Source organism: Myceligenerans indicum (assembly GCF_016742955.1).
Classification (GTDB): Bacteria; Actinomycetota; Actinomycetes; order Actinomycetales; family Cellulomonadaceae; genus Myceligenerans; species Myceligenerans indicum.
Genome location: NZ_JABBYC010000002.1, coordinates 182,497 through 202,694 on the forward strand (window position 1 = coordinate 182,497; position 20,198 = coordinate 202,694).

17 protein-coding genes are annotated in these 20,198 nt (G+C 71.8%); 5 read left to right on the forward strand and 12 right to left on the reverse strand.

The window, feature by feature from the left end; genetic code table 11:
- Positions 1 to 129 precede the first annotated feature (129 nt).
- Complete coding sequence (locus tag HGK34_RS03115; RefSeq protein ID WP_201845116.1) at positions 130 to 954, forward strand: alpha/beta fold hydrolase; 825 nt, start codon at positions 130 to 132, stop codon at positions 952 to 954.
- Positions 955 to 1,398: 444 nt separating this feature from the next.
- Here the strand turns inward: HGK34_RS03115 and HGK34_RS03120 are convergent, their stop codons facing one another.
- The 11 genes from HGK34_RS03120 to efeU form a co-directional block, all read right to left on the reverse strand.
- The gene (locus tag HGK34_RS03120; RefSeq protein ID WP_372433063.1) at positions 1,399 to 1,767 is read right to left on the reverse strand and encodes a metal-sulfur cluster assembly factor; all 369 of its coding nucleotides are present in this window, start codon (positions 1,765 to 1,767) and stop codon (positions 1,399 to 1,401) included.
- Between the two features lie 60 nt (positions 1,768 to 1,827).
- Positions 1,828 to 2,319 carry a Fe-S cluster assembly sulfur transfer protein SufU gene (gene sufU, locus HGK34_RS03125; RefSeq protein ID WP_201845117.1) on the reverse strand — a complete coding sequence of 164 codons (492 nt, stop codon included), beginning with the start codon at positions 2,317 to 2,319 and terminating at the stop codon, positions 1,828 to 1,830.
- Between the two features lie 145 nt (positions 2,320 to 2,464).
- Entirely contained in the window at positions 2,465 to 3,814 is a 1,350-nt protein-coding gene (locus tag HGK34_RS03130) for a SufS family cysteine desulfurase (protein WP_201845118.1), read from the reverse strand.
- A gap of 150 nt (positions 3,815 to 3,964) precedes the next feature.
- Complete coding sequence (gene sufC, locus HGK34_RS03135; RefSeq protein WP_201845119.1) at positions 3,965 to 4,735, reverse strand: Fe-S cluster assembly ATPase SufC; 771 nt, start codon at positions 4,733 to 4,735, stop codon at positions 3,965 to 3,967.
- A gap of 128 nt (positions 4,736 to 4,863) precedes the next feature.
- On the reverse strand, positions 4,864 to 5,190 hold the full coding sequence (locus HGK34_RS03140; RefSeq protein WP_201845120.1) for a non-heme iron oxygenase ferredoxin subunit: 327 nt from the start codon (positions 5,188 to 5,190) through the stop codon (positions 4,864 to 4,866).
- Between the two features lie 7 nt (positions 5,191 to 5,197).
- Positions 5,198 to 6,469 carry a Fe-S cluster assembly protein SufD gene (gene sufD / locus HGK34_RS03145; protein ID WP_201845121.1) on the reverse strand — a complete coding sequence of 424 codons (1,272 nt, stop codon included), beginning with the start codon at positions 6,467 to 6,469 and terminating at the stop codon, positions 5,198 to 5,200.
- Between the two features lies 1 nt (position 6,470).
- Positions 6,471 to 7,901 (reverse strand): Fe-S cluster assembly protein SufB, encoded by a 1,431-nt coding sequence (gene sufB, locus HGK34_RS03150; RefSeq protein ID WP_201845122.1) that lies wholly within the window; start codon positions 7,899 to 7,901, stop codon positions 6,471 to 6,473.
- Entirely contained in the window at positions 7,898 to 8,764 is an 867-nt protein-coding gene (locus tag HGK34_RS03155; RefSeq protein WP_201845123.1) for a helix-turn-helix transcriptional regulator, read from the reverse strand. The genes sufB and HGK34_RS03155 overlap by 4 nt, the downstream gene beginning before the upstream one ends.
- A 164-nt stretch (positions 8,765 to 8,928) precedes the next feature.
- Positions 8,929 to 10,344, reverse strand: coding sequence for an iron uptake transporter deferrochelatase/peroxidase subunit (gene efeB / locus HGK34_RS03160; RefSeq protein WP_201845124.1), 1,416 nt, complete (start codon positions 10,342 to 10,344; stop codon positions 8,929 to 8,931).
- On the reverse strand, positions 10,341 to 11,540 hold the full coding sequence (gene efeO / locus HGK34_RS03165) for an iron uptake system protein EfeO (protein ID WP_201845125.1): 1,200 nt from the start codon (positions 11,538 to 11,540) through the stop codon (positions 10,341 to 10,343). The genes efeB and efeO overlap by 4 nt, the downstream gene beginning before the upstream one ends.
- Positions 11,537 to 12,397 (reverse strand): iron uptake transporter permease EfeU, encoded by an 861-nt coding sequence (efeU, locus tag HGK34_RS03170; RefSeq protein ID WP_201845126.1) that lies wholly within the window; start codon positions 12,395 to 12,397, stop codon positions 11,537 to 11,539. Before efeU ends, efeO begins: the two co-directional genes overlap by 4 nt.
- A gap of 237 nt (positions 12,398 to 12,634) precedes the next feature.
- Here efeU and HGK34_RS03175 point away from each other — a divergent pair, with 237 nt between their 5' ends.
- The 4 genes from HGK34_RS03175 to HGK34_RS03190 all read left to right on the forward strand — a co-directional run bounded on the left by HGK34_RS03175 (position 12,635) and on the right by HGK34_RS03190 (position 17,400).
- Entirely contained in the window at positions 12,635 to 13,708 is a 1,074-nt protein-coding gene (locus tag HGK34_RS03175) for an ABC transporter ATP-binding protein (protein ID WP_201845127.1), read from the forward strand.
- Entirely contained in the window at positions 13,705 to 14,535 is an 831-nt protein-coding gene (locus HGK34_RS03180) for an ABC transporter permease (RefSeq protein ID WP_201845128.1), read from the forward strand. The genes HGK34_RS03175 and HGK34_RS03180 overlap by 4 nt, the downstream gene beginning before the upstream one ends.
- A 265-nt stretch (positions 14,536 to 14,800) precedes the next feature.
- Positions 14,801 to 16,345, forward strand: a complete 1,545-nt coding sequence (locus HGK34_RS03185; protein ID WP_307815697.1) for a S8 family peptidase — start codon at positions 14,801 to 14,803, stop codon at positions 16,343 to 16,345.
- A gap of 71 nt (positions 16,346 to 16,416) precedes the next feature.
- Positions 16,417 to 17,400 carry a COX15/CtaA family protein gene (locus tag HGK34_RS03190; RefSeq protein ID WP_307815698.1) on the forward strand — a complete coding sequence of 328 codons (984 nt, stop codon included), beginning with the start codon at positions 16,417 to 16,419 and terminating at the stop codon, positions 17,398 to 17,400.
- A 119-nt stretch (positions 17,401 to 17,519) separates the two neighbouring features.
- On the opposite strand, the gene HGK34_RS03195 is transcribed toward HGK34_RS03190, so the two are convergent.
- Positions 17,520 to 19,991 (reverse strand): glycoside hydrolase family 48 protein, encoded by a 2,472-nt coding sequence (locus tag HGK34_RS03195; RefSeq protein WP_201845130.1) that lies wholly within the window; start codon positions 19,989 to 19,991, stop codon positions 17,520 to 17,522.
- Between the last annotated feature and the right edge of the window lie 207 nt (positions 19,992 to 20,198).

Here is a 20,198-nt window from a genome sequence, read left to right on the forward strand (position 1 = left end):
GCAGGTGCTGGTGGCGGGCACGATCAACAGAAAGGTGGTCATCGACATCTCGTCCGGCAGCTGAGCACACCGACAACCGGAGCCCGCTCAAGAAGGGCAGCTCCTCGCACAACCAACGGAGACGGAACAATGCCAACGATTACCACCAACGACGGCGTCGAGATCTTCTACAAGGACTGGGGGACGGGGCAGCCGATCGTGTTCAGCCACGGCTGGCCGCTGTCGGCGGACGACTGGGACACGCAGATGCTGTTCTTCGTCCAGCAGGGCTACCGGGTCATCGCGCACGACCGACGCGGCCACGGCCGCTCCACGCAGGTCGGCGACGGTCACGACATGGACCACTACGCCGACGACCTGGCCGCGGTCACGGCGCACCTGGACCTGCAGGACGCCGTGCACGTCGGGCACTCCACCGGTGGCGGCGAGGTGATCCACTACATCGCCCGGCACGGCGAGTCCCGCGTGGCCAAGGCCGCCATCATCTCCGCGATCCCGCCGCTGATGCTGCAGACCGAGGCCAACCCCGGCGGCCTTCCCCGCAGCGTCTTCGACGACCTGCGCAACCAGCTCGCGGCCAACCGGTCGGAGTTCTACGTGTCTCTGGCCTCTGGACCGTTCTACGGTTTCAACCGGCCGGGGGTGGAGATGCGCGAGCCGCTGGTGCGTAACTGGTGGCGCCAGGGCATGACGGGCGGAGCCAAGGCCCACTACGACGGCATCAAGGCGTTCTCGGAGAGCGACTTCACCGACGACCTGCGCAAGATCACGGTCCCGGTGCTGGTCATGCACGGCGACGACGACCAGATCGTCCCGTACGCCGACTCGGCACCGTTGTCGGCCGAGCTCCTGCAGAACGGCACCCTGAAGACGTACGCGGGCTTCCCGCACGGCATGCCCACCACGCACGCCGACGTCATCAACGCCGACCTGCTCGAATTCATCAAGTCCTGACCGCTCCGGCCGCAGCGACCTGCCACAGCAGGCCACCGCGTCCAAGCAGCATGGGTGCGGCACTCGCACCCGACGCGAACGGTGCTTGGTGCCGGGTGCTTGGTGCCGTGCGACAAGGGCGGCATCAAGCACCGCACAGCCCAACACCACCATAGATGCCAGCAACAACGGCAGATGCCCCCGACCGGCCTCGATCCGACCAGCCTCGATCCGCTCGGCCCACTCTGCGAACGTGATCGCTCGCTGTTGCGCCAGGAGTCCCTCGCGCTCACGGACTTCCGGCGGCTTCCACTCTCCACGGTCAATGAGGATCCGCTCGTCGTCGAGCCAGGCCTCTGCCGCCATCTTGTTCTGTCCGCTTCCGTCCCGCAGGCCCGAGAGAGAACCAGCAGGTCAGACGGCATTTCCCCAGTTCAGGGACCTACCGCCCGACCCCACCACCTCTCAGACGTTGAACCCCAACATCCGCAGCTGCTCCTTGCCCTCGTCCGTGATCTTCTCCGGACCCCACGGCGGCATCCACACCCAGTTGATGCGGTGGCCGGTCACGATGCCCTCCAGGGCCTGCGCGGACTGGTCCTCGATCACGTCGGTCAGCGGGCAGGCCGCGGACGTGAGGGTCATGTCGATGGTGGCGAAGCTGTTCTGGTCGAGCTGCACCCCGTAGACGAGGCCCAGGTCGACGACGTTGATCCCCAGCTCGGGGTCGATCACGTCGCGCAGCGCCTCCTCGACGTCGGCGACGTTCGCGGGCGCACCGGCCGCGGCCGCAGCCTCCGCCACGGGCGCCTCCGTCACGGGCGCCTCGGTCACGGGCGCCTCGGGCGCTTCCTGCCCGACGTCGGTCGTGGTTCCCTCGGTCATGTCCGTCCTTCAGTCGTTGGTGGCCGACGCGCCGCTGCGCACCAGCGAGTCCTTGAGCGCCGCCCAGCCGAGCAGCGCGCACTTGATCCGGGCGGGGTACTTCGACACCCCGGTGAAGGCGGTGGCGTCGCCGAGGTCGTCCTCACGGTCCTCGTCGTCGAGCCCCTTGCCGCGGGAGCTCATGAGGTCGTGGAAGAGCCCGTCCAGGCGCGCCACCTCGTCCAGCGGCTGGTCGCTGACCAGCTCGGTCATCACGGACACCGACGCCTGCGAGATGGAACAGCCCTGACCCTCCCAGGACACGCCGGCCACCCGCGCGGGCTCTCCCTCGGCCCCGGGCACGACGTCGACCCGCAGGGTCACCTCGTCCCCGCAGGTCGGGTTCACCTGGTGCGACTCCCCGTGCAGGTGGTCGGCGTCCACGTCGATCAGCCCCCGGCCCACCGGGTGCTTCGCGTGATCCAGGATCACCTGCTGGTACATCTGCTCGAGCGAGCTCACGCCTGTCCCTTTCCGAAGTTCTCGTCCACCGTAACGCCGCGCGGGCGTCCGGCGCCCGGTCCTGCCGGGCGTCCGGCCGTCGCGGGAGCCGCCGGCGACGACCGCCGACCGCTCCCCCACCGGCCGCCCGCGCGGCGAACCCGGCTCATTCCTCTCCGAAGAACGCCCGGACCCCCGCCAACGCTTCCCGGAAGGCGGTGACCTCGTCGAGAGTCGTGTACACGGCCGCCGACGCCCGTGCCGAGGCGGCCAGCCCGAACCGCCGGTGCAACGGCTGCGCGCAGTGGTGCCCCACCCGCACGGCGATCCCGGCGTCGTCCAGCACCTGCCCGACGTCGTGCGCGTGCACGCCGTCGACCACGAACGACACGGCCGCGACACGGTCCGGCAGCCCGGCCTCCGGGCCGGCGTCCTCCCCGAGCGTTCCGACCGTCTCCGGCCCGAGCACCCGCACGCCCGGGATCTCCCCGATCTTCAGCAGTTCCTCCGCCAGCTCCGCCTCGTGTGCGGCCACCGCGTCCATGCCGAGCTCACGCAGGTAGTCGGCGGCAGCGCCGAAGCCGACGGCCTGCGCGACCATCTGCGTGCCCGCCTCGAACTTCAGCGGCGGCGGGGCGAACGTGGTGGCCTCCATGGTCACCACCTCCACCATGGACCCGCCCGTGGTGACCGGCGGCAGCGCCTCCAGCAGCTCACGCCGCCCGTACAGCGCGCCGACCCCCGTGGGGCCGAGCGTCTTGTGCGCGGAGAACACCGCGAAGTCGACGTCCAGCGCGTGGAAGTCGACCGGGCGGTGCGGCACGGACTGGCAGGCGTCGAGCACGGTGAGCGCACCGGCGTCGCGCGCGGCGGCGGCGATCCGGGCCACCGGTGCCACGGCCCCGGTCACGTTGGACACGTGGGCGAAGGCCACCACGCGGGTCCGCTCGGTGACCAGGTCATCGAGCCCGGACAGGTCGAGCCGCCCGTCCTCCCTCACCGGGATCCACCGCAGCGTCGCACCCGTGCGGGCCGCGAGCTCCTGCCACGGCACGAGGTTGGAGTGGTGTTCGGCCTCGGTCACGAGGATCTCGTCGCCCGGCCCGATCCGGAACTGCTCCGCGGCGGCTCCCCCACGCCCGAGCGTCGCGTTCTGGATACCCGTGGCCACGAGGTTGATCCCCATCGTGGCGCCGGCCGTCCACACGATCTCGTCGGCCTCGACACCCACCAGGGCCGCGACCTGCTCACGTGCGTGCTCGAACGCCTCGGTGGCCTCCTCCGCCAGCGCGTGCGCGCCGCGGTGCACGGCGGCGTTGCGCTGCTCGTAGAAGTCCACCTCGGTGTCGAGCACCACCTGCGGCTTCTGCGACGTCGCCGCCGAGTCGAGATAGACGAGAGGTTTACCGTCGCGCACCGTGCGTCCGAGCAGCGGGAAGTCCGCCCGGACGGCCGCCAGCTCGGCGGGTGTGAAGGTGCGGGCGGCCCGCCCGGCCCCTACTTCAGTGGTGGTCATGATCTCTCCTCGGCACCGATGCTCTCCCGGCGGACGAGCCGCCGTCCGGCCGGTCCTCGCGTGACCGGCCTGGTGGGTGATCGGCCGCCGCGCGCCGGTCCACGGACCGGGCGGCCGATCGCGCGGCCGGTCGCCCGGCCGCGCCGTACGTCAGACGGAGGCCGGGGCCGCCGCGCCGACGTACTTGTCGTAGCCCTCTTCCTCCAGGCGCTCGGCCAGCTCCGGGCCGCCCTCCTCGGCGATGCGGCCGTCGACGAAGACGTGCACGAAGTCCGGCTTGATGTACCGCAGGATGCGCGTGTAGTGCGTGATGAGCAGCACGCCGACGTCCGTGTTCTCCTTGGCGCGGTTCACGCCCTCGGACACGATGCGCAGCGCGTCCACGTCGAGGCCGGAGTCGGTCTCGTCGAGGATCGCGAAGTGCGGCTTGAACAGCTCCATCTGCAGGATCTCGTGCCGCTTCTTCTCACCGCCGGAGAAGCCCTCGTTCACCGAGCGCTCGGAGAAGGCGGAGTCGATGCGCAGGTTGCCCATCGCCTCCTTGACCTCCTTGCCCCAGGTGCGCAGCTTCGGGGCCTCGCCGTCGATGGCGGTCTTCGCGGTGCGCAGGAAGTTCGCCACCGACACGCCCGGCACCTCGACCGGGTACTGCATCGCCAGGAACAGGCCGGCGCGGGCCCGCTCGTCGACGGTCATGGCCAGGACGTCCTCGCCGTCCAGCGTGACGGTGCCGGAGGTCACCTGGTACTTGGGGTGGCCGGCGAGCGCCGAGGCGAGGGTCGACTTGCCCGAACCGTTGGGGCCCATGATGGCGTGGGTCTGGCCGGAGGTGATGGTCAGGTCGACGCCGCGCAGGATCTGCTTGGGGCCTTCCTTGGTCTCGACGCTGACGTGCAGGTCGCGGATCTCGAGGGTGGACATACGTTCTCTCCAGGTTCTTGCGGAAGCTTCGTGTTGTGGACGACGGCGGTAGTGGTGGCGCCGGCCGGGTGGTTCGGCCGGCGCTCGCGCCGCCGGGCGATCAGGGGCTGCCGGGATTCCCGTCGATGTCAGCCGATGTCAATGAGCACCTTGCCGCTGTCGATCTTCACGGGGTAGACGGGCACGGGCCGGATCGCGGGGAGCTGGACGGGATGGCCGGTGCGCACGTCGAACTGTGAGCCGTGCAGCCAGCACTCGACGAGGCAGCCCTCGACCTCGCCGTCGGACAGCGACACCTGCCCGTGGGAGCAGATGTCGCTGAGGGCGTGGTAGTCGCCGTCCGCGTCGCGGACCAGGGCGACGGGCACGGGGGCTCCGTCGACGCCGTCGAGCTCGACGAGCATGGCCTCCTCGGGGGAAAGGTCGTCGGTGAGGCACGCGGTCTGGAACGTCACGAGCAGGTCACTCCGCGTCCGTCTCGGTGGCGGGGTCCGCCTCGCCGGTGATGACGCTCATGGACTTCTCCAGCTCGGCCTCGATGGAGGCGATGAGGCGCTCCTCGACGGAGGCGACGCCGATCTCCTGGATGAGTTCGGCGAAGAAGCCGCGAACCACCAGGCGGCGGGCGTCCGTCTCGGGGATGCCGCGGGCCATGAGGTAGAAGAGCTGCTCGTCGTCGAACCGGCCGGTCGCCGACGCGTGTCCGGCGCCGTCGATCTCACCGGTCTCGATCTCGAGGTTGGGCACGGAGTCCGCGCGCGCGCCGTCGGTGAGGACGAGGTTGCGGTTGAGCTCGTAGGTGTCGGTGCCCTCGGCCTCGGCCTGGATGAGGACGTCGCCCACCCAGACGGTGTGGGCGCCGGAGCCCTGCAGGGCGCCCTTGTAGGTGACGCGGGACTTGCAGCGCGGCACGGCGTGGTCGACGAAGAGGCGGTGCTCCTGGTGCTGGTCGGAGTCGGCGAAGTACAGGCCGACCATCTCGACCTCGCCGCCCTCGCCGGTGAACTCGGCGTCGGGGGTGACGCGCACGACGTCGCCGCCGAACGTGACCACGACGTGCTTGAGCTTGGCGTCGCGGCCGATGCGGGCCCGGTGGCTGGAGGTGTGCACGGCGCCGTCGGCCCAGTCCTGGACGGACACGACGGTCAGGTGCGCGCCGTCGGCGACGTCGATCTCGACCGTCTGGTTGAGCGTGGCGACGCCCGCGTGGTCGATGACGACGACGGCCTCGGCGTGGCGCTCGGCCTTGACGAGCACGTGCGCTGCTGACGGCACGGCTGCCGCGCCCTGGTCCCCGTCGAACCGCACGGAGGTGACGTCGGCCGGGGTGGCCTCGGCGGGCACGGTCACGACCGTGGCCTCGGTGAACGCGTTCCAGGCGGTGACGCCGGTGCGGTCGCCGGGCTTGCCGGCCCGGCCGAGGCGGGCGTCGTCGCGCCCGACGGTCTCGACCTTCACCTCGGGGGCGGCCTCGACCGTCACCCGCACGCCGGAGCCGTCCGCGCCGGCGGTCACCAGGCCGCCGTCGAACAGCGGCTGGATGCGTGCGACCGGGGAGAAGCGCCACTCCTCCTCGCGCCCGGTGGGCACGGGGATGTCGTCCAGGGAGAACGAGGTGAGGCGTTCGGCGCGGGAGCCCTGGGGGGCCGCCGACGCTGCACCCGGCGAATGGGTGTGGGCGCCGTCGGCCACGGCGCGTGAGTGATCCGTGGTCAGATCGGTGGTAGCAGTCATGTCAGCCGACGGAACCTTCCATCTGGAGCTCGATGAGGCGGTTGAGCTCGAGCGCGTACTCCATGGGCAGCTCGCGCGCGATGGGCTCGACGAACCCGCGCACGATCATGGCCATGGCCTCGGTCTCGTCCATGCCTCGGGACATCAGGTAGAACAGCTGGTCCTCGCTCACGCGGGACACGGTGGCCTCGTGGCCCATGGACACGTCGTCCTCGCGCACGTCCACGTACGGGTACGTGTCGCTGCGGGAGATCTGGTCCACGAGCAGGGCGTCGCACAGCACGTTGGACGCGCTGGCGCTGGCGCCTTCGAGCACCTGCACGAGCCCGCGGTAGGACGTGCGGCCGCCGCCGCGCGCCACGGACTTGGACACGATGGACGACGACGTGTGCGGCGCGGCGTGCACCATCTTGGCGCCGGCGTCCTGGTGCTGGCCCTCGCCGGCGAAGGCGATGGACAGCGTCTCGCCGCGGGCGTGCTCGCCCAGCAGGTAGATCGCCGGGTACTTCATGGTGACCTTGGAGCCGATGTTGCCGTCGACCCACTCCATGGTGGCGCCCTCGGCGGCCGTGGCGCGCTTGGTGACCAGGTTGTACACGTTGTTCGACCAGTTCTGGATGGTCGTGTAGCGCACGCGGGCGTTCTTCTTCACGACGATCTCGACGACGGCCGAGTGCAGCGAGTCGGACTGGTAGATCGGCGCGGTGCAGCCCTCGACGTAGTGCACGTAGGAGCCCTCGTCGGCGATGATCAGTGTCCGCTCGAACTGGCCCATGTTCTCCGTGTTGATGCGGAAGTAGGCCTGCAGGGGGATCTCGACGTGCACGCCCGGCGGCACGTAGACGAACGAGCCGCCCGACCACACCGCGGAGTTCAGCGCGGAGAACTTGTTGTCGCCGGCGGGGATGACGGTGCCGAAGTACTCCTGGAACAGCTCCGGGTAGTCGCGCAGGCCCGTGTCGGTGTCGACGAAGATGACACCCTGCTTCTCCAGGTCCTCGCGGATCTGGTGGTAGACGACCTCGGACTCGTACTGCGCGGCGACGCCCGCCACCAGGCGCTGCTTCTCCGCCTCGGGGATGCCGAGCTTGTCGTACGTCTGCTTGATGTCGTCGGGCAGGTCCTCCCAGGAGGTGGCCTGCTTCTCCGTGGAGCGCACGAAGTACTTGATCTTGTCGAAGTCGATGCCGGACAGGTCCGAGCCCCACGACGGCATCGGCTTCTTGTCGAACAGCCGCAGCGCCTTCAGGCGCTGCTTCGTCATCCACTCCGGCTCCTTCTTCAGCGCGGAGATGTTGCGGACGACATCCTCGTTCAGGCCGCGCTGAGCGGCCTGACCGGCCTCGTCGCTGTCGCGCCAGCCGTACTCGTAGCCACCGATCGAGGCGATGATCTCCTCGTCGGTGCGCTGCTCCTGCGTCGGTGCACTCATCGTGTTCCTTCGGTGGTGGGGGTCGTTCCCAGGGGAATGTTCGTGGTGCAGGCGTGCGCTCCGCCCGCGATGGTCGCCAGGCGCTGCACGTGCGTCCCGAGCAGCTCGGTGAACGCACGCGCCTCGGCCTCGCACAGTTCGGTGTGTTCCTCCGCCAGGTGCTGTACGGGGCAGTTCCCCTGGCAGAGCTGGACGGCCGGGACGACGCCGCCTGCTGCCCCGGAGGGACCGGGTGCGGAGCCCGACGGGTCGGTGACGTCCCCGGACAGTGTCCCCGCTGCGGGCACGGGGCGCACGGAGGCGGCGTATCCGTCCTCGGTCAGGAGGGCGGCGAGGCGTGCCGCACGGGTGGCGACGTCGGAGCCGGGGGCCGCGGTGCCGGGGGCCGCGGTGCCGGGCGTGGCGGCGCCGGCGTCGGCACCGTCCAGCCGCTTCGCGTACCGGCGCACGACGGCGTCGTACCGCTCGCGGGCGAACGCCGCCACCGCCTCGTCGCCGCCCTGGCGACGCAGGTGGCGCAGCAGGTCCGCCGCGATTTCCTGGTAGCCGCCGGCCAGCTCGGACTGCCCGCCGTGGGTGACGACGTAGTGCCGTGCCGGACGGCCGCGCCGGGCCGGGCCGGGCTTGCCCTCGTGGACCTCGATCCGGCCCTCCTCCTCCAGGAGGGTGAGGTGCCGGCGTACGGCCGGGGCGGTGAGGCCGAGCGTGGAGGCCAGGTGCGCGGCGGTCACGGGGCCGTCGGAGGCGACGAGCCCGAGCACACGACGGCGAGTGGTGCCTTCGCTCTCGTGCGGGTGGGCCGGCTGCGCGGGCAGGTCCTGCCGCGCGGGACGGCTCACGGCCACGGGTACCGGCATACTCATCTCCCCTCCTGCCGATCGGCTTTAGGGAACATCCTTGTTCCCTAAATGGCGGATGGCAAGCAAGGCCACCCTCAGAAGGTGTCGGGAGAGGTGAAGATCACACGGCGACGGCCCGGTGGTCCGGCCGCGGCCGGACCACCGGGCCGTCGCCGGGCCCCGCGTCGTCAGGCCTCGAAGAGCTCCTGGCCGAGGTAGGCACCGGCCTCCCCGAGCGTGCTGCCCGCCGGAACGGCCGGCGGCACCGCCCAGAGTCCCGAGCCGGTGTGGCGCAGGTACTCCATCATCGTGTCGCTGCGCGAGATCCGGTTCTGCATCGGGATGTACTGCCGGGCGGGATCACGCACGAACGCGATGAAGAACAGGCCCGCGTCGAGCTTGCCGAGGCCGTCGGACCCGTCGGTGTAGTTGTAGCCGCGGCGCAGCAGCCGCGCGCCGTCGTTCGCGCTCGGATGCGCGAGCGCGACGTGGGAGTCCGCGGGCACGAGCGGCCCGTGGGACCCGGCCGCGGTGAAGTCCGGCGCGGTCGTCTCGGAGCCGCCGGACAGCGGTGCGCCGTGGCCCTTGGTCCGGCCGACGACGTTCTCCTGCTCGCGCAGCGACGTGCGGTCCCAGGTCTCCACCGTCATGCGGATCCGGCGGGCCACCAGGTAGGAGCCGCCCGCCAGCCAGTCGGCGCCCGCGTCGTCGCCGGGTGCGACCCACACGTGGTCCGCGAGCGCCTCGTGGTCCTCGGCGACGATGTTGGCGGTGCCGTCCTTGAACCCGAACAGGTTGCGGGGCGTGGACTGGTCCTTGGTGGTGCGGGAGGTGCGCCCGTACCCGAGCTGGGACCAGCGCACGGTGGCGGTGCCGAACGCGAGGCGGGCCAGGTTGCGCACGGCGTGGACGGCGACCTGCGGGTCGTCGGCGCAGGCCTGGACCGCCAGGTCGCCGCCGGTGCGCGCGTCCTCGAGCATGTCGGCGGGGAAGTGGGGCAGGTTCTCCAGCGGTGCGGGGCGCCGGTCGGCGAGGCCGAACCGGTCGGCGCCGTCGGGCGTTCCGGTGGTGGTGAACATCGTGGGGCCGAACCCGATGGTGACGGTGAGGTTCGCCGCGGCGAGGCCCTCGGCCTCCCCGGTGTCGTCCGGTGGCGCGTCGTACGGGCCGCCGTCGGTGCCGTGGGGGCCCGCGGGCAGGCCGCGTGTCATGCGGTCGGCGGCGAGGGTCCAGCGGCGCAGCAGCGCCACGACGTCGTCACGGGAGTCGGTCGTCAGGTCGAACGCGGCGAAGTGCAGGTGTTCCTGCACGGGGGTGGTGATGCCTGCCTGGTGGCCGCCGGTGAAGGGGACGATGTCGTTGGTGCCCGCCGGGGCCGGGGCCGCGGTCGCGCGGCCGGCGGCGAATCCCGCGGCGCTGCCGCCGGCGAGGACGGATGCCGCGCCGACGGCGCCGCCCAGCAGTGCGCGCCGCGAGAACCGGGCCGGCCGGGCGTCCGTCCCAGGCTTCGCGCCTTCGTCGGGCGTGTCGTCCTCGGCGGTCTGCGGCGCGGTGGCGTCCGGGGAGCCGGCGGCCGCGGCCTCGCGTGGGGCGGGGCGCCTCACAGCACCACCGTGGCGGTCAGTCGTGAGAGCGGCTCGCTGAGGGCGTCGACGGCCACGGACAGCGTCCGTACCTGGTCGTCGGTCAGGTCCGTGTAGGAGACGAACCCGTCCTTGCCGTCGCGGTGGGCGTCGAGCTCGTCCTGGAGTGCGTCGAACCGCTCGTCGAGCTCGTCGGCGAGCTCGTCGTCCTTGGCGACGACGACGTCGCGCAGGCTCTCGTAGGCGACGCGGGCGCCGTCGACGTTGGCCTGGAAGTCGACCAGGTCGGTGTGGGACCAGATCTCCTCCTCGCCGGTGATCTTGCCGGTGGCGACCTCGTCGAGGAGTTCCTTGGCGCCGTTGCCGATCGAGGCGGCGTCGATCGTGTCCTCGAAGTCGGCGGCGTGGGTGCGGTCGTGCAGCTCCTGGGTGTCGGCCAGCAGCAGGTCGGCGTACTTGGTGCGCTCGGCGCCGGTGAGCGGGGTGTACTTCTCGTCCTTCGGCGGCCACAGGTCCTTCTCGAGCAGGTGCCAGCCGGTCCACTCCTGCCCCTCGGCGAGGTCCGCCTCGCGCAGGTCCATGCGCGGGTCCAGGTCGCCGAACGACTCGGCGACCGGCTCCATGCGCTCCCAGTGGGCGCGGGTCGGGGCGTAGAGCTCACGAGCCGCGGCGTCGTCGCCCGCGGTGTAGGCGGCGACGAACTCCTCGGTGCCGGCCAGCAGCTCGGACGACTCGTCCTCGACGTACTCGGCGTAGTTGTGCACGGCGGCGTCGAGCTGGTCGCCGAGCGCTCCGGTGGGCGCCACGTCGGCGCCGGAGTCGGTGACGGTGAAGTCGGCGCGGATGCCCTCGCCCGTCATGCCGGGCTTGCAGGCGGTGACGTACCGCCCGGGGGCGGCGGTGACGACGAGGTCGCGGGTGAGGCCGGGGCCGATGTTCTCGACCTCGCCGACGATGCGTTCACCGTCCTCGGCCAGGAGGTAGAACTCGGTGGCTTCCTCGCCGTCGTTGGTCACGGAGAAGACGAGGCTGCCCGAGGGCGCCTCCGTGGCGGACAGTTCGCAGCCCTCGGCGGTGCTGCTCACGGTGACCGTGCCCGCTCCGGTGTCGTCGCCGGGCCCGGCGGCCGGGCTGTTGGCGACGCAGCCGGCGGTCAGGAGCAGGGTGCCGAGCGCCAGCCCTGCGGTGGTGGTGCTGCGGACGGTGGTGCTGTTCAACGGGTTCCTCCGAGTGCGGGCGCGACGGCCTGACGGGGCGCCGCCGGACGTGCCGGGCCGCCGAACGCGGACCGGACGAAGAGCGTGAGGGTGGGGACGAGGTAGCAGGTCCAGGCGATGGCTTCGAGCCAGGTGGTGGCCGGGGAGAAGTTGAAGATGCCCTTGAGCAGGGTGCCGTACCAGCTCGACGGCGGGATCTGGGCGGACACGTCGAACGCGAGGGCGTTCAGGCCGGGCAGGATGCCCGCCTCCTGCAGGTCGTGGATGCCGTAGGAGAGCACGCCGGCCGCGACGACCACGAGGAAGACGCCGGTCCAGGAGAAGAACACGCGCAGGTTGAGGCGCAGCGCCCCGCGGTAGAAGGCCCAGCCGATCCCGATCGCGACGGCGAGCCCGGCGAGCGCTCCGACCAGCGGTCCGGCACCGGCGCCGGTCGCCTGGGCGCCCGCCCACAGGAAGAGCGCGGTCTCCAGTCCCTCGCGCCCGACGGCGAGCAGCGCCATGATCACCACGGCCCACCGCCCGGTCTCCACGGCGTGGCCCAGTCTGCCGTCCAGCTCCTTGCGCAGGAACCGGGCATGCTTGCCCATCCAGAAGATCATCCAGGTGATCAGGCCCACCGCGATGACGGACATGATCCCGCCGATGGCCTCCTGGGCCTCGAACGTCAGCCCCTGCGGCCCGAAGGTGAGCAGCGCGCCGAACCCGAGGGACACGGCCAGCGCGATGCCGACACCGGTCCACAGCTCGGGCAGGCGGTCCCTCCGGTCGGTGCGGACCAGGTAGGCGACGAGGATGCCGATGACCAGGGCAGCCTCGAGGCCCTCACGGAGCCCGATGAGGAAGTTGGCGAGCATGACGCGATCCTTCGTGAGAGTGCGGCGGGCGAACCGTGGTTCCGGGCAGCGGCCTCGGCTTCAGGCAAGCCTTCGTTCCATCAGGCAAGCCTAACCTTCGACCGCGCCGCACTGTACCCCTCGGACAGCGCCGCAGGCGCATCGTCTCGCGACCGGGACGGCCCCCTGTGGCCAACCTCACGCGCTGCGCGGGGGCCTGCCGGCACCGCCTCCAGGTGCGGGGCCTACGATCGGCGGGTGCCCACCGCCCCTGATGCCGCGCCGGCCGCGGCAGCCGCCGTCGAGGTGCACGGCCTCGTCAAGCGGTACGGAGGCCGGGCCGTCGTCGACCACCTCGACCTGACCGCCCGCGCGGGCGCCGTCACCGCCGTCCTCGGCCCGAACGGTGCCGGCAAGACCACCACGATCGAGTGCTGCGAAGGCCTGCGCACCCCCGACGACGGCACGGTGCGCGTGCTCGGCCTCGACCCCGTGGCGGACGCCAGGACACTGCGGCCCCGCGTCGGCGTCATGCTGCAGGACGGCGGCCTCCCCAACGGGGCACGCGCCGGCGAGGTGCTGCGCCACGTCGCCGCCATGTACGCCGCACCGCGCGACGTCGGCGAGCTCACCGAACGCCTCGGCATCGACAGCTTCGCCCGCACCAGCGTCCGGCGCCTGTCCGGCGGCCAGCGGCAGCGCCTCGCCCTGGCGTGCGCCGTCGTCGGCCGCGGCCAGGTCGTCTTCCTCGACGAACCCAGTGCCGGCATGGACCCCCAGTCACGCCGCGCCGTGTGGGAACTGATCCGCGAGCTGCGCGCCGACGGCGTCGCCGTCGTCCTGACCACCCACCTCATGGACGAGGCGGCGGACCTTGCCGACCACGTCCACGTCGTCGACCACGGCCAGGTGATCGCCGCCGGCACCGTCTCCGAGCTGCTCGCCGACGGCAGCCCGGGCACGACGACCGCCACCTGCGTACGCGTCGAGGCCCGGCCCGGCCTCGACGTCGCACGCCTGACGGCCGCGCTCGAGGCGGACACCCCACCCGGACACACCCCGCCCGGACATCCCGCGCCCGGACATCCCCCGGCCGAGCAGGCGCGCACGCCGGCACGCGAGACCTCCGGCACCCCGAGCGAGGGACGGCGCTGGACGGTCGCCGAGCCCGAACCAGGCACCTACCTCGCCGAGGGACCCGTCGACCCCGGCTCGCTGGCGACCGTGGCCACCTGGCTCGCCGACGCCGGATCCCTCGCACGATCCGTCACCACGGGCGGCCGCACCCTGGAGGACGTCTTCCTCGACCTGACCGGGAGGCACCTGCGATGAGCGACGACGCACGCACCGCCGGGCCCGCACGCCCACCGCACCCGGGCGGTCCTGCCGCGGACGGCCCGGCGCCGGTCGCGGGCACCGCCGCCGCGCCACCGCTGCGCCGCATCGCGACCCAGGCCGCGTTCGAGACCCGCACCCTCCTGCGCAACGGCGAACAACTTCTCGTCTCACTGATCCTGCCCGTGCTGGTGCTGATCGGGATGGCGACGGCGCCGTTCCTCGGCATCGACACCGGCGGAACCAGCCGGATCGACTTCGCCACGCCCGGCGTGCTGGCGCTCGCCGTCGTGTCCAGCGCGTTCACCTCCCAGTCGATCGCCACGGCGTTCGACCGGCGCCACGGCGTGCTGCGACTGCTGGCCACGACCCCGCTCGGGCGGGGCGGGCTGCTCGCCGGCAAGGCGCTGGCCGTGCTCGCCGTCCTGGCGGTGCAGGCGGTGGTGCTCAGCGTGGTCGCGGGCGTGCTCGGGTGGACGCCAGACCCGGCCGGGCTGCTCCCGGGCGCCGTCGCCCTCCTGCTCGGGACCGCGTGCTTCACCGCCCTGGCGATGCTGCTGGCCGGGACGGTACGTCCCGAGGGCGTGCTGGCGGTGGCGAACCTCGTGTGGATCCTGCTCGTGCTGGGCGGCGGCCTGGTGGTCCCGCCGGACCGGCTGGGACCGCTCGGCCCGGTCGCCGCGCTGCTGCCCTCCGGCGCGCTCGGCGAGGCGTTGCGGTCCGCCCTGCTCGACGGCGCGCTGCCGCCGGGCCCGATGCTGGTCCTGGCAGCCTGGACCGTCGTGGCCGGCCTGGCCGCCGGCCGCTGGTTCCGCTGGCACTGACCACGCCGCCCGCGCGATTTTCACCCCATATGACCGCGCTATGACCTATTCATAATCGGGCAATCTATCCTTAACCCTACGATTTTTCTTGACGCAAACCTATGCTTCCCGTGACCGATGCGGAGTCTTGTGGCACCGCATACCGATTCCGGAGAACCCGGACACCGGGAGGTAGAAGATGAAGCGCGTCACCCCACACAACCCCGGCTCACGCCGGACCCGCCGCGCGAGACGATGGGCCGCCACCGCGGCCGGAGTCGCAGTCGTGGCCGCACCGGCGCTGGCCGCACCCGGCGCCGCGAACGCCGCGGTGGCCATGGACGACACGTCACGGATCGTGGCTGCCGACTCCCCCGACGCGATCGAGGGCGAGTACATCGTCGTGCTCGAGTCCGAGATCAGCACCCAGCAGGTCAGCGACAAGGCGCACGGCCTGATCAGGAAGTACGGCGGTGAGGTCGAGAGGTCGTACAAGAAGGCCATCCGCGGCTTCAGCGCCACGATGTCGCCCGGCCAGGCGAACAAGCTCAGCCACGACCCGGCCGTCGCCTACGTCGAGCAGAACCAGGAGGTGCACGCCACCGGCACGCAGTCGCCGACGCCCTCCTGGGGCCTGGACCGCATCGACCAGCGCGACCTCCCGCTGGACGACTCGTACACCTACCCGAACGACGGGTCGGGCGTCACCGCCTACATCATCGACACCGGCATCCTGACCACCCACCAGGACTTCGGTGGTCGCGCCGTCAGCGGCACCGACACGGTCGACGGCGACAACGACGCCACCGACTGCGCCGGCCACGGCACGCACGTGGCGGGGACCGTGGGCGGCTCGTCCTACGGCGTGGCCAAGAACGTGGACCTGGTCGCCGTGCGTGTCCTCGACTGCTCCGGCTCGGGCACCTACGCGGGCGTCATCGACGGCATCGACTGGGTCACCTCCGACCACGCGGCCGGCGAGCCCGCCGTGGCCAACATGTCGCTCGGCGGCGGGTTCTCCCAGGCCGTGAACGACGCCGTGGCCGCCTCCATCGCGGACGGCGTCACCTACGCGCTGGCCGCCGGCAACGACTACGCCGCGGACGCCTGCAACTCCTCCCCGGCCTCGACGCCGGAGGCGATCACCGTCGGCGCCACACAGAGCAACGACGCCCGCGCGTCGTACTCCAACATCGGGACCTGCCTGGACATCTTCGCACCGGGCACGGACATCACGTCGGCCTGGTACACGTCCAACACCGCGACGAACACCATCTCCGGCACCTCGATGGCCACCCCGCACGTCACCGGTGCCGCGGCGCTCGTCGCGGCGGCCAACCCGGGGTTCACCCCCCAGCAGGTCCGCGACCAGCTCGTGGCCGACGCCACCACCGGCGCCGTCTCGAACCCGGGCTCGGGCTCGCCCGACGCCCTGCTCTACGTCGGCGACGAGGCGAACACCCCGCCCGACCCGGACCCGACGCCGGAGCCCGGCTGCACCGGAACCAACGGTGACGACGTCGACATCAACGACAACTCCACGTCCACCTCCCCGATCACCATCTCGGGCTGCACGGCCCCGAGCGGGACGGCCACGGTCGACGTCGACATCGTCCACACCTGGGTCGGCGACCTCACGGTCTCGCTGGTCTCCCCGGACGGCAGCGTCTACACGCTGCGCGAGCGGTCCGGCGGCAGCGCCGACGACATCCACGAGACCTACACGGCCGACGTGAGCAGCGAGTCGCCCGACGGCACCTGGGAACTGCGCGTGCAGGACTCGGCGACCTGGGACACCGGCTACATCGACGCCTGGAGCCTCTCGCTCTGAGGCCACGACGCCGGGGGGCGTCCGGACGGTCCGAGCAGGCGGGCTCGTGACCGGCCGGCGCCTCCCCCGGCGTGACCAGCACCACGCCCGACACGCTGGACTCCCCCGCCGGGACCGCTCCCGGCCTCGTGGCACGCACGGCACGCCTCGCCGTACACCTTGCCGCGCGCCTGCGCCGCTGGACCCCCGCGATCCTCGTCGCGAACGTGGTCGCGCAGATCGGCATCATCGTCACCGGCGGCGCCGTCCGGCTCACCGGGTCGGGCCTGGGCTGCTCCACCTGGCCCGAGTGCGAGCCCGGGCGGTTCACCCCCGCGTTCCACGAGGCCACCACCCTGCACCCGTACATCGAGTTCGGGAACCGCACCCTGACCGGCGCGCTCGGCGTCATCGGGCTGGCCGTGCTGGTGGTCATGATCTCGGACACCTCCCGCACCTGGCGCTACCGCCTGCTCGGCCTCGTTCCCGGGCTCGGCGTGATCGCGCAGGCCGTCATCGGCGGCGTCGTCGTGCTGCTCGACCTGCATCCCGGCTGGGTGTCGCTGCACTTCGGGGTGTCCGGCGCGCTCGTGGCCATGTCCCTGTACCTGCTGCACCGCAGCGGGGAGGGCGACGGGGCGCCGCGCGTGGTCGTCCCGGCGCCGACCCGCGTGCTCTCGGTGGTGCTGGGCGCGCTGACGGCGGTGATCGTGGTGCTCGGCGTGCTGACCACGGGCGCCGGGCCGCACTCCGGGGACGCCGAGGTCGGGTACCGCCTGGCGCTGGACCCCGCGGCGATGTCGATGGCGCACGCGGCCGCGGTGTGGACGTTCCTGGCCGCCCTGGCCGCCTACCTGGTCGTGCTGCACCGGGCGGGCGGCGGGCACACGGACGGCATGTTCCGCGCCCGCCGTGCGGCCTGGCTGCTGGTCGCCATCACGTTCGCGCAGGGTGCGATCGGCTACGTCCAGTACTTCACGGGCCTGCCGATCCTCCTGGTGGGCCTGCACATGCTGGGCGCGGGCCTGCTGATCGCGGGCGCGACACGCGTGTTCCTGACCACCCGCATCCGCTAGCCGTACCGCCGACGCCGCCGCCACCCCGGCCGTTGACCACGACGTTCTGGTTGATGGTTGCGCTCCCATCAACCAGGACGTCGTGGTCGGCGGCCGGGGCGGCGGTGCGACCGGTCAGGTCAGCCCCCGGTGCAGGTGACCGTTGGCGACGACGGCGGTGCGCCCGAGCCGATGAGGCCGAACTCGGTGGATCCGCCCGTGGCGAGCGAGCCGTTCCAGCCGATGTCCGACGCCGTCACCTGGGAGCCCGACGTGCTGAACGTGGCGTTCCACCCCTGGGAGAAGGTGGCCGGCGCCAGGTCGAACGCCGTCGACCAGCCGGTGACCGCCTGGTTCGCCGTGACCTGGACGGACGCCTGGAAGCCGCCCTCCCAGGAGTTGACCACCGTGAACGTGGCCTCGCAGGCGGAGGCCGGGTCCGTCGGGTCGTCCGTCGGCGGGTCGGTCGGGTCATCGGTCGGCGGGTCGGTCGGGTCGTCCGTCGGCGGGTCGGTCGGCCCCGGGTCGCGCGGGTCCGCGATGAGACGGTCGTACTCGGCGAACGCCGTGGCCACCGCGGTCTGCGCCCAGAACCGGTGGTACCGGAACTGCGGCGCGTCGCCGCCGTCCAGGTACTGCTGCACCTGGCCGAACATCGGGTCGTCCTCGTAGAAGGAGCGGATGTCCAGGAAGGAGATACCCGGCTCGATCACGTCACCGTTCGGGTAGGTCCCGCTCCAGTCGGCGGGCACGTAGACGCCGTCGCCGTCGCCACCCGCGTAGACGTCGTCGAACCGGCCGTAGTCGGTGCGGGTCTCGACGGTGGACACGCCCAGGTCGTCGGTGTCCTGCTCGTAGATCGCGTCGAGCAGTGCGCCCGCCGTGTCGGCAGCGGCCTGGTCACCGGACGCGGCGGCCCAGTAGGTGAGGGTCTTGGCGATGGCGCCGGCGACCCCGACGTCCTGGCTGTGGCCTGTGACCTGCACGTGCAGACCGGAGTTGTCGCCCGGGGCCGACGGGTCCCAGGTGTCCGGCTGGCCGGACCAGCTCAGCTCCGAGGGGATTTCCCACGAGTCGTCGGTCACGGTGATCTCCGAGATGACCCACGGCACCCACTTGGCCAGGATGGCCTCGGCGCGGGGGTCGCCGGTCTCGTGGTAGATCTGCGCGATGCGCTCCACGCCCCAGCCCTGCATGCCGAACCACTGGTTCGACGGCGGGTCGTGGTAGACGGGGTCCACATCGTAGACCATGTCGTAGAACGTGGCCGCTCCGGCCGGGTGCGGGGAGTAGTCGCCGCCCACGGAGTTCGTCGCACCGCCGGCGATGCCGCCCTCGGCGGACTGCAGCCACTGGAAGAACTCGAGCTGCCGGTCGTAGCTCTCGGCCCAGTCGGACTCCGCCGTCGGGGACGCCGGGATCAGGTCGGGGTCGTGGGACAGCGCCCAGGCCGCCATCGGGTTCTGGTAGCCGAAGTGCGCGTGGCTCGACCCGATGCGCCAGGCCCACGGGCCGCTCGTGTCCAGCGCGCCGCCCCAGGCGTAGTACCAGGACAGCAGGTAGTGCGCGGAGCTCCTGCCGGAGCCCGCCGGGCAGGACGGCGAGTCGCAGCCGGGGTTCTTGAAGTACTTGTCGAAGAACGAGTACCGCAGGTAGTCGCCCATCTTCGAGGCCCTGTCCACCGTGCCGGCGATCTGGCCCTCGGCTCCCTGCGCGGCGGCGAACTTCTTGGCCCAGTACAGCGCCTCGACCGACCGGGCGTCGGCGTCCGGCGCGTTGGTGTACTTCCACTGCTTGGCGTACTGCGAGTCCCCCGTGAACAGGTCGAGGTAGCCGTTCGGCCCGCCGTAGGAGAAGTCGTCGATCGACGGCTGCGGGATCGTCTCCCACACCGACTCCTGCTCACCACGCTGGAAGGTGTTGATGTAGCTGGTGCCCTGGTAGTCCGGGCCGAGGAGCTCGGACGAGCCGGGCGCCGCACCGAAGCCGTAGACGTTGTCGACGTCGGCGAGCCAGTGCATCCCGTAGATGTCGTCGGTGCCGTAGGTGCTGCTCAGCTCGTCGGCGATCGGGTCGGAGCCCACGGAGACGCCGCTGTCGAGCTGTGACGGGTACTCGCTGGGGTGTCCGTGCTCCGGAGCGTAGGTGGCCGGGGAGCCCGGGTCGTACGCGCCGTTGGTGGGCTGGTTCTCCGTGGTGGGGATCATGTACGCCTCGAGGGTGTCCCACGCCTCGTTCAGCGGCGCCCAGTCGCCGGTCAGCTCCCCGTAGGAAGCCTCCAGCCACAGCCAGAACGAGTAGGCCTCGCTCGTGGTCTCGTGGCCGTAGTCCGGCGCCTCGACCATCAGGGTCTCCACCGAGTGGTAGGGGATGCCCTGGTCGGAGAAGTAGCCGTTGGCCGGGTCCTTGATCTTGTCGTACATCTCGAGGAAGCGGTCGGCGTAGGGGCCCGCCAGTGCACGGGCGTCCTCCTCCGCGCTCGACGTGACGCCGGTCCGTAGGGTGTCCACGCTCGCCGCCGTCGCACCCGCGGTGGCGAAGGCCAACGCGGCGAGGGTGCTGACGGCGACGGCGGACCTGCGCCATCGTCGCCGGTTCGGTTCTCGGGTCATTGCTCGCCCTCCTGGGTCCTGCGCCATCGGCGCGGCGCCCGCGGCGGTGCGGGCGCCTGGACGACGGTCCGGCGCGGAGCCCGGCGGCGGCAACGAAGCTAACCGTTTCACACCACCGGGACGGGGATCGCCGGGCCGGTTTTCCGCCCGTGACCTCCAGGGCGGCTGTAGGGTTGGCCAGACCTCGGTAGACAGAAACACGCGGAG

What these genes read in the sequence shown, in the direction of transcription:
- HGK34_RS03115 (WP_201845116.1), top strand. Translation starts at nt 130, where the DNA reads ATGCCAACGATTACCACCAACGACGGCGTCGAGATCTTCTACAAGGAC.
- HGK34_RS03130 (WP_201845118.1), bottom strand. Translation starts at nt 3,814, where the DNA reads ATGACCACCACTGAAGTAGGGGCCGGGCGGGCCGCCCGCACCTTCACA.
- sufC (WP_201845119.1), bottom strand. Translation starts at nt 4,735, where the DNA reads ATGTCCACCCTCGAGATCCGCGACCTGCACGTCAGCGTCGAGACCAAG.
- sufD (WP_201845121.1), bottom strand. Translation starts at nt 6,469, where the DNA reads ATGACTGCTACCACCGATCTGACCACGGATCACTCACGCGCCGTGGCC.
- sufB (WP_201845122.1), bottom strand. Translation starts at nt 7,901, where the DNA reads ATGAGTGCACCGACGCAGGAGCAGCGCACCGACGAGGAGATCATCGCC.
- HGK34_RS03155 (WP_201845123.1), bottom strand. Translation starts at nt 8,764, where the DNA reads ATGAGTATGCCGGTACCCGTGGCCGTGAGCCGTCCCGCGCGGCAGGAC.
- efeU (WP_201845126.1), bottom strand. Translation starts at nt 12,397, where the DNA reads ATGCTCGCCAACTTCCTCATCGGGCTCCGTGAGGGCCTCGAGGCTGCC.
- HGK34_RS03180 (WP_201845128.1), top strand. Translation starts at nt 13,705, where the DNA reads ATGAGCGACGACGCACGCACCGCCGGGCCCGCACGCCCACCGCACCCG.
- HGK34_RS03195 (WP_201845130.1), bottom strand. Translation starts at nt 19,991, where the DNA reads ATGACCCGAGAACCGAACCGGCGACGATGGCGCAGGTCCGCCGTCGCC.